Annotated in this window: 12 protein-coding genes; 4 read left to right on the forward strand and 8 right to left on the reverse strand. The window is 40.1% G+C overall.

Going from position 1 to position 11,773, the window contains the following annotated elements; translation table 11 throughout:
• The first annotated feature begins 75 nt into the window (after nt 1-75).
• Nucleotides 76-549: a low molecular weight protein-tyrosine-phosphatase gene (locus tag AN214_RS13560; protein WP_054980203.1), complete on the forward strand. Its 474-nt coding sequence runs from the start codon at nt 76-78 to the stop codon at nt 547-549.
• 304 nt (nt 550-853) lie between these two features.
• Here AN214_RS13560 and AN214_RS13565 read toward each other — a convergent pair whose 3' ends face one another.
• Nucleotides 854-1,861: a GGDEF domain-containing protein gene (locus AN214_RS13565; protein WP_054980204.1), complete on the reverse strand. Its 1,008-nt coding sequence runs from the start codon at nt 1,859-1,861 to the stop codon at nt 854-856.
• 227 nt (nt 1,862-2,088) lie between these two features.
• On the opposite strand from AN214_RS13565, the gene AN214_RS13570 reads away from it, so the two are divergent.
• Together AN214_RS13570 and AN214_RS13575 are read left to right on the forward strand one after the other, a co-directional pair.
• Nucleotides 2,089-3,036, forward strand: coding sequence for a DUF368 domain-containing protein (locus AN214_RS13570; protein WP_054980205.1), 948 nt, complete (start codon nt 2,089-2,091; stop codon nt 3,034-3,036).
• Between the two features lie 144 nt (nt 3,037-3,180).
• Nucleotides 3,181-3,393: a hypothetical protein gene (locus AN214_RS13575; protein WP_054980206.1), complete on the forward strand. Its 213-nt coding sequence runs from the start codon at nt 3,181-3,183 to the stop codon at nt 3,391-3,393.
• Nucleotides 3,394-3,478: 85 nt separating this feature from the next.
• Here AN214_RS13575 and AN214_RS13580 read toward each other — a convergent pair whose 3' ends face one another.
• From AN214_RS13580 to AN214_RS13595, 4 genes are all read right to left on the reverse strand, one after another.
• Nucleotides 3,479-4,633 (reverse strand): hypothetical protein, encoded by a 1,155-nt coding sequence (locus AN214_RS13580; protein WP_054980207.1) that lies wholly within the window; start codon nt 4,631-4,633, stop codon nt 3,479-3,481.
• A gap of 174 nt (nt 4,634-4,807) precedes the next feature.
• A complete protein-coding gene (locus AN214_RS13585) occupies nt 4,808-5,464 on the reverse strand; it encodes an NAD(P)H-binding protein (RefSeq protein WP_054980208.1) in 657 nt (218 codons plus the stop codon).
• A gap of 141 nt (nt 5,465-5,605) precedes the next feature.
• The gene (locus AN214_RS13590; RefSeq protein WP_054980209.1) at nt 5,606-6,223 is read right to left on the reverse strand and encodes a LysE family translocator; all 618 of its coding nucleotides are present in this window, start codon (nt 6,221-6,223) and stop codon (nt 5,606-5,608) included.
• Between the two features lie 91 nt (nt 6,224-6,314).
• Nucleotides 6,315-7,154, reverse strand: coding sequence for an endonuclease I family protein (locus tag AN214_RS13595; protein WP_161805686.1), 840 nt, complete (start codon nt 7,152-7,154; stop codon nt 6,315-6,317).
• A gap of 353 nt (nt 7,155-7,507) precedes the next feature.
• On the opposite strand from AN214_RS13595, the gene AN214_RS13600 reads away from it, so the two are divergent.
• Nucleotides 7,508-8,779, forward strand: a complete 1,272-nt coding sequence (locus AN214_RS13600) for a diguanylate cyclase (protein ID WP_054980211.1) — start codon at nt 7,508-7,510, stop codon at nt 8,777-8,779.
• Nucleotides 8,780-8,916: 137 nt separating this feature from the next.
• Here the strand turns inward: AN214_RS13600 and AN214_RS13605 are convergent, their stop codons facing one another.
• The 3 genes from AN214_RS13605 to AN214_RS13615 form a co-directional block, all read right to left on the reverse strand.
• Nucleotides 8,917-9,360, reverse strand: coding sequence for a hypothetical protein (locus AN214_RS13605; protein WP_054980212.1), 444 nt, complete (start codon nt 9,358-9,360; stop codon nt 8,917-8,919).
• A gap of 136 nt (nt 9,361-9,496) precedes the next feature.
• Nucleotides 9,497-10,090, reverse strand: coding sequence for a lysophospholipid acyltransferase family protein (locus AN214_RS13610; RefSeq protein WP_054980213.1), 594 nt, complete (start codon nt 10,088-10,090; stop codon nt 9,497-9,499).
• Nucleotides 10,091-10,312: 222 nt separating this feature from the next.
• The gene (locus tag AN214_RS13615; protein WP_054980214.1) at nt 10,313-11,572 is read right to left on the reverse strand and encodes an outer membrane protein transport protein; all 1,260 of its coding nucleotides are present in this window, start codon (nt 11,570-11,572) and stop codon (nt 10,313-10,315) included.
• Nucleotides 11,573-11,773 lie beyond the last annotated feature (201 nt).

The raw sequence follows: 11,773 nt of genomic DNA on the forward strand, positions 1-11,773 counted from the left end.
AATCGCTAAGTGATTTGAGGCACTTTCATTAACCAAGTTGTACGCTAATCATGAATTATTAAGAAAAAGGTTTCTATGAATAAAGGAAATACGCCATATAAAGTACTTGTTGTATGCATGGGTAATATTTGCCGTTCACCAACGGGTGAGGCGGTATTAAAAGCCAAAGCGGCTTCGTTAGGTGTTAATGTTGAGGTAGATTCAGCTGGTACTATTGCGTATCACGCTGGAGAGCGCTCAGATCCAAGGTCTCGTGCTGCCGGAGAGGCTCGCGGTTATGATTTTTCAACTATTCGAGCACGACAAGTGACGGCTAATGATTTTGAATACTTCGATGAGATTCTTTGTGCGGATAAGCAAAATTTGGCGGATTTAAAAGCAATTTGCCCCAAGCAGTATCAACATAAACTGAAACTGTTTTTAAGCTACGGTGATAACGGGTTTGATGAAATTCCAGACCCTTACTATGGCGGCGACCAAGGTTTTGAGAGGGTACTCGATTTGATTGAAAATGCTAGCATTGCTTTTTTACAACAGTTGAAACATTAATTTTCGGTGCCTGGCAATAGCTCAGTGTGTGCCCAGTAAAAAAGCGTGTGATCGTGAAAACATGAGTAAAACTTGAAATGTTTTTGGTTAATCGCTGATAGAAATTAAGTGCTGTGTCGTGGCACCTCAGGTGCCACGGTCTGTTCGTCTGAATGAGTTCAGTTAACCTAGTCTCATGAGATATTGTTACCACTTTGCTTTAACAAACAGCAATTCATCAGAGGTTCTGCGTAGTCGTTTTATTTTTAGTCAGTTGTTTGTTGTTAATCGTATTTAACATGAAGTTGGTGTAATAGCACATCTATCAAAGAGTGATCACACAATTTCGACCGGCATTTTTTGCCTGATAAACAGCGATATCCGCTTTTTTAATCGTATCTTCAATAGAATGTTCTAATGCCATTTCTGCAACACCAAAACTAGCTGTAAGCTTTATAATCCGTTGTTCGTGCTGAATTACCATATTTTCGATGGTTACTCTTAGCCTTTCAGCGAGCTGGGTTGCGTGTTGTTCGCTAGTGTAGGGCAAAATAATAATAAATTCTTCGCCGCCGTATCGACATAAACAATCTTCCAAGCGCAATTGGTTTTGACATGTTCTAGCAAATTGTGAAAGTACGATATCGCCGGCTTTGTGACCAAATTCGTCGTTAATATGTTTAAAATGATCTAGGTCGATCATGATGAGTGAAAGCGGCGTTTGCATGCGATATTGTGAATTTTTAGCACTTTGCACACGTTCATTAAAATAGCGCCTATTTTTGAGGCCTGTAAGCGCATCAACAAATACTAATTCGCTTAATTTGTTTTGTAATTTTAGTGTTTCAAGCGCCATAAGCCGTCGGCTGCAGCTATCAGCCAGTGATTCGGCATACACAATATCTTCGTTGCTCCAGCAGTGAGGGCTTTTTGTTTTACAGCTGATCACCCCTTGCGCTTTACCGTTTTGAAAAATAACTGTATCTAGTATTGTGTTAGCCACGTTTTCAGACTGATTACTGTGTGTATTTTGCAGCTGGTGGTTTGCCATAATGGTTTCACCTTTGAACATGCGTTCAAAGTAGTCTGGGTGCTGTGCGATATCTAAATTGGGTATTGTTTGCACATCAACTTCGCAACTGCTGGCAACGCAATGTAAATATTCAGCCGAATCAATGTCATTGACTAGCCAAACTGTTATTTGATCGACACATAAAAAGTGACAGCCTTCAGATAGTAAATCAGTTAATAAACTATCTAAATTTGATGCTTCATTAATTGTTAATGAGCTAACGCGACGCAGTCGCTGTCTTGCTTGTTGGGGGGTAAGCATATACATCCGCCTATTTAAATCTGTACCTCCCTGCACCTCAATGTTTTCCTTTACTACTATAGTAGTGGTTTTACCAGTGAGATGTTTGATATAGCGCAATAATTTCTACAATTTCGGTACGCAAAATTCAATAGATTTCATGTTATTGGGTGATAACTCACGATAGTATTCTGTCGCGACTTAACCTAATATACGCTTAGTTTTTATTTACGGAGAAAATTAAGGTTATGTCACAGCACAAAGATACGCTGAGAGACTATGTAATGACCTTTTTAAAAGGTGCTGGAATGGGCGCGGCTGATGTAGTTCCCGGTGTTTCAGGGGGAACTATCGCATTTATTACTGGCATATACGAACGCTTGTTAAGCGCAATACGTAGCGTTAACTTAACCGCGTTTAAGGTGTTAAAGGAAAGTGGAATAAAAGCATTATGGCAACATATTGATGGTAATTTTTTGGTTGCTGTTTTTGGTGGTTTAGCATTAAGTGCACTTTCTTTGGCGAAAGTAATCACCTATTTATTAGCTAATCATCAAACATTTGTTTGGTCTTTCTTTTTCGGATTAATTATCGCGTCTTTCCTACATATAGCAAAACAGCTTGAGAATTGGGATATAAAAACCGTTATTGCATGCATTATCGGCACCTTAATTGCTTTTACGATTACCTCGTTGGCACCCGCTGAAGCCAATGCAAGTTGGTGGTATTATTTTGTCGCTGGGGCAATTGCAATTTGTGCGATGATCTTACCTGGTATTTCTGGCAGTTTTATTTTGTTGTTGTTAGGTATGTACGGCCATGTATTAAGCGCGGTTACCTCCTTTGATTTACCGCTAATCGGTTTATTTTTAGCGGGTTGTGTTGTTGGCTTAATGACATTTTCGCACTTTTTAGGCTGGTTGTTAGCACGTTTTAGAGATGTAACCTTTGCGTTGTTGGCTGGTTTTTTGTTTGGCTCACTAAATTTATTGTGGCCTTGGAAACAAGTGGTAACGACTTATACCAATTCAAAAGGTATTGAAAAGCCACTTAGTCAAACGAATATTGGGCCGGAAACATACCACACACTGACGGGGCAAGATCCGCAAACCTTAATTTGTTTTGCGCTAGCAATGGCTGGTTTGGGCTTAATTTTAGCAATTGAGAAGTTAACAGCAGATAAGCCAAAAGGCTAAGTTAATTAACTGATTTTAATATTAAAACCCGAGATGCATTCTCGGGTTTTTATTGCGTAAAATTTGCTTTGAATAAAATGTGTGCGAATTTGATTTTTTATGGTACAAAGTGGTTGTACATAAAACAACCGCAAGTGAAGTGTTATGTGTCGTAGAAATAAATTAATTATGCGCGTGGTATTAAGTGAGTTGATGACATCTCACCCAAAGCCAATTAAGCGCCATGAATTAGAACTGTCTGGCGTGGCAGATAGCGATGTTGATACGGTAATCGAATATTTAACGCAAGAAAATTACATTCATTATGATAACCAAGGTCAGCTAATATTAAGCGATGATTTTGAGTCTATTACGTAACTTGAACTTAGGTTACTTAACTTAATTATGTAAAACAAAAAGCCCGAAATAATTTCCGGGCTTTTTAGTTTTTTAAGTACGTAAATTAGAATGTATAACGTGCCTCAAAACGCAGGTAACGAGCACCTAAATGTGATGATGTCATGCCCCAGTTAGGATTCACTTCTTGCCCGTTTTCACCGTCACGCGCATGCTCTTGTACAACAGCTGTTTGCGTATCGAAGTTAAACACGTTAAATGCTGTTGCTTTTAGCTCAAGTGGGTTACCGGCTACTGAAATGTTGTGAGCTAGGCTTAAATCAAACTCTTTAAGCCAATCTGTTTCGCCAAATGTGCCACGTGGTGCAGGGTTACCATCAGCATCATAGAATGATACATGGTCATAGCCACGGCTATTACATTCACTCCACACAGAGCTCGCTGCGCAGCTATCAATGCCTTCTGGGTGACGTGAGAATCGGCTAATTGGTACACCTGAAGTAACACGCGCGTTAAAGCCAAGCACAAGATTTTCAGTAATGTTGTAATAACCATTTACTTTAAATGAGTGGCGACGGTCATTTGGCAGGTTACCGCTTGAATGGTCCATTAAATCAGCGTAGTCATAAGAGGTAGTCCAACCTGGATCGGCCTGACCGTTATCGGTACGTACAAGTCCTTCGGTGTTACCCCAGCTGTGTGACCACGTGTATGATGCGTTATAATGGAAATCGTTGCCAATGTTGCCTTTTAAGGTATTTTCAATTGCGCCATATTTACGCTTAGGGTCTGGTAACGCGATGTAATCTGCTGGAATAACAATGCGCTCGGCCACACCGTCGCCATTTGTATCGTAGAAAATATCAAGGTCAGTACCTGGGTTATTCAAGATATAAGCGTAACCCGGATCGCTGTCGATACCGTTTTCTGCAAACCATTTGCGCATAACTGGGCCGTAGTTGGTGTCTTCAATCGATTTCTTTAAGTCGCGATAAATAGCGCGTACACCATAAACTAAATCACCGTCTAAAAACTCACCCTGATAGCCAATTGTAATTTCATCAGAATACATGGCTTCTAGGTCTTGGCTCACAATCATACCCGTGTTGATCTCACCAGTTTGCACAACATCTTCACCTAAAAATACACCTGTACTTGGTGAGCCATCAGCAAGTAGCACTGGTTCGCCGTTTGCATCTAAATCACCGAGTTCATAGTAGTAATGAATATCACTGCGTTGGCCACCTTGTGTGATGTTCATATTAGCTGAAACTGGCTGGTAGTAGCGTCCAAATGTGGCATATACTTTTGACGTGCCTTCACCTAAATCATAAATCGCTTGTAGGCGAGGAGCGATTTGGTCGTCAACATCTACGTACTTTTCACCCGTAGAGACCGTATTGTAAACGCTTGAGTAACGTAGGCCTAAGTTGAATTAGTCTTTATGTAACTCAAACAGTTGGTCAAGTGTATAAACCGCTAACGGTGATGTTTGATTAAGTGACACATCAAGCATTTTTGTTGCTACTTGTGATGCGGTTATCGGTTTAAAGCGCTTTAAAAAAGTTAACTTACATAATGTAGGTAATATTAAACTTGCCATATATTCGCCAAGGCGAAATGTATCTCGATTCCCCAAAAGCAATGACGGTTGTAAAATACTAATATGTTTAAAAGGTAGCGTCTTTATTTTTGTTTCTAGTTCGCCCTTCATTTTAAGATACACGCTCACACTTTTACTATTGGCGCCACTAGAAGACACCAAAATATAGCGACTAACGCCATTTTCCGCTGCAATTTTTGCTACTGTATATTGATAATCAACATCGACAATACGTTGTGCGTTAATTGAACCTGCTTGTCGCTTTGTTGTTCCCAAACAAGAAAATAACATATCACCGTTTATCAATGCGTGATGTTGCACTAGCTCGTCAAAATTAATTTTGTGGCAGGTTATTTTGGCATGATGAAACTCAACATTTCGCCTTACCAGTAGATTTATGTGCTTAATTTGATCACATTCAATTAATTGCTTTACTAGTTTGCTACCAACAAGGCCCGTTGCACCAATCACTGTTACGTTATACGCCATATATCTTTCTCAACTTTTTATCGTATTAAGTTTATTGCGGTCGGTCTTTGTTTTAACTTAGTCGATCAACAACCTAACCCGGCCATTAATCTCTTTTTAATCTAAAAACGTTTTGGCTTGAAACTTAATACACGCCAGCTACTAAATATTGGTTACTACAACGCGTATTGCTAACAGAATAAACGCAATGGCAAGCATATTGTTAATTTCTTTGCCGTATCGTAACAATTCAAATTTTTGATTTGCATGACTAGTGATAAGGCTGACCAAGCAATACCACAGTGTGTCGATCACTAAAACAGTAATGCACATAATAGCGGCTGAACTAATTGTTATGCTATCTGGGTCAATAAATTGTGAAAATAGCGCCAAAAAGAAAATGGCGAGTTTTGGGTTTAAAAATGCAATGGCAAAGCCATCTTGCGCTGCAGCTAAATTCCCTGTATTTGCATTATTAGTGATTTCAAAATGATTTGTTTTTTGTCGCAGAATATTAACTGCGAGATAAACTAAATAAGCGGCGCCAGCAAATAAAATTACCTTATACGCAATAGGAAATTCATGGATAAAACCCGCTAATCCAACAACCGCAAGTGTTGCGTAAATGCCAACTCCAACGCCATGGGCGACGCTTGCAATCAGCCCTTGTTTTAACCCGCGTGTCATGGAATGGGATAACACCACCGCTAAACTAGGTCCTGGGGACATAGCACCGATTGCACAAACACCAACAAGACTTATCCAAAGTGCAAAATCCATAATTGTTCCTTTTCTTAGCAGTTATGTTTACTGGCGTTGCAAATTTAACATACGTGTTTGTTTAGACCGTGTAAAAGCTTAATTCGACGATTTAATCACAATCGACTTTATACAATAACGCAACCCATTCAGGGTGGTCGATAAAGGGATTGCGATTTGCCTGAAAAGTATAAATTACCGTATTTCTGTTTATTTCAAAACTATCAACTGGGTCGGCAAAATGCCATTGTAATAACGTGCATAAATCACCAATCTGGCCAACGCCGTCTTCGATTTTGCTGCGTGCAGTATCGTGATGGGTTACAACTTGTAAATCTGGCATATCATGGTGCGAACCACTTTCATACATAACGTCCATATAAAAAATCATGCGCGCAATATCGCCTTTAACCCCGTTATGTGGCTCAAAAGACTGTGATTTATACTTTTTATTCCAGGGAGCTTCTTTAATAGGCATGCCCCCATTAAAAAAGTCATTATCACTGCGCTGAGTATTGAGTGACACATCGGCGGGTTTTATGTGATGAACATCGGTATAGCCTTGTTGCGAGCGCTTAGGGAAGCCATGACTTTTTGGCCAAATATGTTCTCGGTTCCAGTAATCTTGATTACGACTAAATTTACCGGTGCCATTATGTTGTTTTGAAATCGAGGTGTTTTTATAAATTAACCGAATATTTTCGCGATTATTTGGCTCTTCATCGCTGTAGGTAAGTACCGACCATACTTCTTTATATTTAAGAGTGTGAAATTCGCGATTGATGTCTTTGTGAATTGCGTGTTTGAGCTTTTGTAGCCCTGCGCTAAGCGCGCGGTAACTGTCGCGGTAATAAATATTTGCATCAAATAAGCTGGCGTCTTTAACAGTCTCGACAATAGGGCAATGCGTACATGGGGCATTCGATTTGGCGAGTACAGAATTAACACTCAAATATAAAACAAGCAAAAACAAACAAGGTTTTAACATTACGCGCATTTATTATTATTTTTTTAGGCCGCTAAATTGTACCTAGTTTATTGATAATTATGCAATCAAAAGCTCTGTGCTTAGTCAAATCACCAGATTCACGCTAGTTTACCTATTTAAAAACCGCACTAAATATAAGTGTATGACTTAATTGATATTGTTACTTAATTTTTCGTGTATAAGAGTGTGAGAAAAACGCAAAATAAGATATACTTGAGTAATATACACGCTATTGTTTCATGCCCGTACACACTAGTGTGGCGATTTATTATGTCGCGCAGGTAAATAATTCCAAGCAAACTGACATTAGGTGACCAATGACGGCTGAATTAATGAAGCGAATCGCTATTTTAGAAAGGATGTTAGATAACGTGGGTGCTTGTATTTTTAGTAAAGATTTAGATGGGCGATATACTTATGCTAATCAAGCCGTCTTAAATGTGTTTGATTTAACCGAAGAAGAAGTGCTTGGAAAGGATGATAGCCATTTTTTCAACTTAACTAAGTCTCAAGAAATCATTGAGAATGACCGCGCCGTAATGCAAACAGGCAAAGTACTGCAAAAAGAAGAAACGAGCTTCGTAAAGCCTTTTAATAAAGAAGTCACATACCGTATTGTAAAAAAGCCAATTTATGATGAAGACTCAAAAGTTATTGGTTTATTTGGTATTGCGAGTGATGTGAGTGAGCAACGTGAACTAGAAAGTAAAGTACATGAACAAAACCAGCTGCTTGATATTGTTTTAGACAATGTCGCAGCGCACATTTATATGAAAGATGATGCCCGTGAGTTTATGTATGTTAATGCTAAAGTTGCCTCGTTGTTTGGCTTACCGGTAAAACAAATTATCGGTGCGAAAGAGCAAGACATATTGCCTGCTGAAATGGCTGCACATTTCCACCAAAGTGATTCAGAATTATTTGCCAGTGGCAAAAAACAAACGATTGAAGAAACCGTTACTGATGAAAGTGGTAATACGCGCCACTACCTAAGTGTAAAAGTACCCTTTGAGCAACAAGGGCGCCGTTCGCTAATTGGCTTTTCAACCGAAGTGACAGAACTTTATGAGCTCAAAGAGCAATTTCGTAAACAAGCCAACACCGATTATTTGACAGGGCTGTATAACCGCCGCTATTTTGTTGAAGTTGCCGAACGTGAATTTAAGCGAGCAATGCACAGCGGCGAACCATTTGCGTTAATGTCGCTTGATATCGACCATTTTAAGCGCATAAACGATAAATATGGTCACCCCGCAGGTGATGAAGTGCTTAAAAAAATAGCAAAGAACCTGATAGGAAATTTACGTGACGAAGACGTATTGGCACGTATTGGTGGTGAAGAATTCGCCATTATTTTGCCACATACAACCTTTGAACAGGCTAGCAAGGTCGCAGAACGAATTCGCGACTATCAATCATCTCATGCCATTGCTACAGAGCAAGATGACGTGTTGGTAAAAGTGAGTATCGGCTTGGTGATGCGAGAGCATGGCGATGAAACGTTTGATAGCATGTTTAAACGTGTTGATAAGGCACTATATCAAGCTAAAGAGCAAGGGCGAAACCGAGTCATCGCGCACGTAAGTTAAACTGTTGTACGTTACTCATATTAAAACAGGGCATTTTACAGCCCGTTGTTAGTTTAAAGCCGCGAAATCGCGGCATTTTTGTATCTGTTCGCGTTAGTTCGAACACTACATCGCGAATAGATGAAATCAGTAACCGGTTATTGGGTGCGTGTTTGTTCTAGCCGCGTCAGTACATCAATGGCATTTAGATAAACTTCACTTGATCCGCTGTTATGCGCGCCTAACGAAGTGCTTAGCTTATAGGTGTGTTTCATATCATTGAGTAAATCATGCTTTTGATTTGGTAATTCATTCATTGAGGTGGGGGCGCCAATTGCCATCATTTCACCGCGGCCAATAAATCCACCTTCAAATAACTCTTTAGATAGGCTGCGAATTTCATCGCCATAGATACTGTGTAAATCGTACTGAGAGGCAATGGTTTGCCCGTTTTCATTCATTTTATGGGCTTGTTCACTGATTGACACCGAATCACTGACACTTTTGTTCACTGTATCTTGAGGCGTCTGATCTGCTTGTGTCACCCGCAACGATTGAGGTTTGTTAACCGCAGTGAGGTTACTTGTGCTGTATACATTCATAATTGAGTTCCTTTCATAAGTATTGTGTGGAACAAAATATGAGCAAGTTAAGTGCCAACCCGAATTGTTTTAGAGCGTTAACAGCGCACAGTAATTTCAATTTTGTTGCGTTTGCACCCGTAACACAGTGCACTAATTAACCTGGTACATTGCTTGGGTATTTGGCCATCGCCTTTGGAAATTGTTGTTTGATAACGGTTAAGTCAGCTTCGATATCACCGCTTAGTGTAACCGGTGGCATTACAATAAATTCTTTGGTGCGAAAATCGAGTGCCATGGGCACAACAGGAGCATTAGCAGCATAGGCTATGTGTAAAAAGCCCGTTTTCCATTCACGGGTGTGTTTTCGTGTGCCTTCTGGCGCAATGCCTAGAATCAGTTTTTCTTGTTGCTGAAATACATCAGCAACCTGTGCAACTAAACCATGTTTAGAAGAGCGTTCAACGGCAATGCCACCCCACTTTTTAAGTAAAACACCCAGCGGCCAGAAAAATATGGTGTGTTTACCAAGAAACTTAATTTCGATACCTAACGAAAGCTTAACCGCAATTGCGATTATAAAGTCCCAATTTGATGTGTGTGGTGCGACCGCCGCAACAAATTTTGACTGATCTGGAAATGCACCAGAGACACGCCAACCAAATAATTTAAGAAAATTGCGTCCTATAAAACGACCAAGTTGGCTGTTTGTGCGAGGAATAGAATGAGGAATATCAGTGTGCATAAGCATTTATTATTTTTACTACCATCTACCACCATCACAGATTTAGAGTATAAAGTCTAGTTTCAGAAACGTTTAGCGATTCACCCGTACACTTGAAAGTACTTAAGTTGACGAACTTAGTTTACGCAGTTTGATAATGTTCATAATAGAAATAGTTGCGTATCCAATTGTGAAAATATAAGTTTATAAACAACGCTAAAAAAAGAGGCAAATGCCTCTTTATTACTATTAGAATGTGTAGCTGTATTGCACTGCAGCTAAACTGGCGTCGCCGTGCGATTCAAAACCCCAAGTTTGGCCTAAATCATCACGCTCTTCAAAACTAACCGACTCACCATCAATGAAAGTGACTGCGAAATCAATTTTGTGCTGTTTATTAGGTGAGTAGCTTAAGCCGGTGCTGTACCAAATTCGATCGCTGTCAGGAATTGAAATTGATTTGTGCGCCGAGTTAGTCGGTGTCGCGTCATTGGCGATACCTGCACGGATCATTACTGTCGGTGTGAGCTGATAACTCGCACCGAGCGATACACGATATGCATCGCTGAAATCTTCAGTTTTGCTAAATACTGCGTCTTCTTTGCCTTCAACATAAGCGGCTAACTCTTGGAAATCACTCCAATCGGTCCATTGCACGCTGTAATGAATAGCCAATGCCTGAGTTAAAGCGTGATAACCCGAAAACTCAGCAATATCAGGTAAGGTAATGGCAAGTTCGCCTGGTAATACCTTACCTTGTAAGCCACCAATCATGGTCGGTAGTTGATTAGAGTAATCACCTTCAAGATCAAGCTCTACTTGAGAGCGGTAGCTGAGGCCAAAACGGTGGTCATGGTTTACTTCATACAATGCACCGATATTCCAACCAAATGCAATATCATCACCTTCTAAGTTCGCGGCTTCTAACTCATTTGGTAGGTTAAATGCCGTTTCACCTAAGTGTCGAACTAAGCTTGCGTCGGCATACACTAAATTTAAACCTGCGCCCAAGCTCAGTTGATCTGTAATCTTATATGCAGCACTTAAATTAAAATTAACCGTGGTAAGTGATGTTTCGCCGGCAAGTTGGCCCGCGTTGTAATCGTCATCTAGCTCGGTGCTTAAACCGTAGTTTGAAAACGCACCACCTCCAAGCGTTAAACGCTCGTTGATTGGTAACACAAAATACCCTGCTGGAATGACAGCTGAAGGCGCGATGCTGTTGTCATTTAAGCTTTTAATATCACTGCCGTTTGAGGCACTTAATCCAGATACTGATACATCGGGCGCAATGTATGACACAACACCACTGATTTGTGCATCTTTAATTTTGCTCATACCTGCAGGATTACGCGCAACAATACTGGCATCATCGGCAATGGCAGCGTCACCGGCGAAGGCACGACCTAAACCTGATGCACTGTGTTCATTGAGTTGAAAAGCGCCTGCAGTGGCATTGGCACACACCATCATTAGCGATGATGCGATAAGTGTTTTTCTAATAAGCACGGACTTTACTCTTTATAATAAGATTTCGCGCTAGTGTAGAGTAATGAAAAGTGTAAGCCTGTAGTTATTGGTGATTGTTGTAATTGCGTGGTTACAAATGTAAAAAAAGGGAAGTGATCTTCCCCTAAGCAACTAGACATCTTTTATTTTGAAAATGAAGTAAGATGGAAGGTGTTATGAGAAATAAATATCCACAAGAAT

It is taken from the genome of Pseudoalteromonas sp. P1-9, assembly GCF_001399975.1.
GTDB lineage: Bacteria > Pseudomonadota > Gammaproteobacteria > Enterobacterales > Alteromonadaceae > Pseudoalteromonas.

Bases quoted from the DNA above. Each gene is read 5' to 3' on its own strand.
- AN214_RS13560 (WP_054980203.1), top strand. From the start codon at position 76: ATGAATAAAGGAAATACGCCATATAAAGTACTTGTTGTATGCATGGGT.
- AN214_RS13565 (WP_054980204.1), bottom strand. From the start codon at position 1,861: ATGCTTACCCCCCAACAAGCAAGACAGCGACTGCGTCGCGTTAGCTCA.
- AN214_RS13570 (WP_054980205.1), top strand. From the start codon at position 2,089: ATGTCACAGCACAAAGATACGCTGAGAGACTATGTAATGACCTTTTTA.
- AN214_RS13575 (WP_054980206.1), top strand. From the start codon at position 3,181: ATGTGTCGTAGAAATAAATTAATTATGCGCGTGGTATTAAGTGAGTTG.
- AN214_RS13580 (WP_054980207.1), bottom strand. From the start codon at position 4,633: ATGAACATCACACAAGGTGGCCAACGCAGTGATATTCATTACTACTAT.
- AN214_RS13585 (WP_054980208.1), bottom strand. From the start codon at position 5,464: ATGGCGTATAACGTAACAGTGATTGGTGCAACGGGCCTTGTTGGTAGC.
- AN214_RS13590 (WP_054980209.1), bottom strand. From the start codon at position 6,223: ATGGATTTTGCACTTTGGATAAGTCTTGTTGGTGTTTGTGCAATCGGT.
- AN214_RS13600 (WP_054980211.1), top strand. From the start codon at position 7,508: ATGACGGCTGAATTAATGAAGCGAATCGCTATTTTAGAAAGGATGTTA.
- AN214_RS13605 (WP_054980212.1), bottom strand. From the start codon at position 9,360: ATGAATGTATACAGCACAAGTAACCTCACTGCGGTTAACAAACCTCAA.
- AN214_RS13610 (WP_054980213.1), bottom strand. From the start codon at position 10,090: ATGCTTATGCACACTGATATTCCTCATTCTATTCCTCGCACAAACAGC.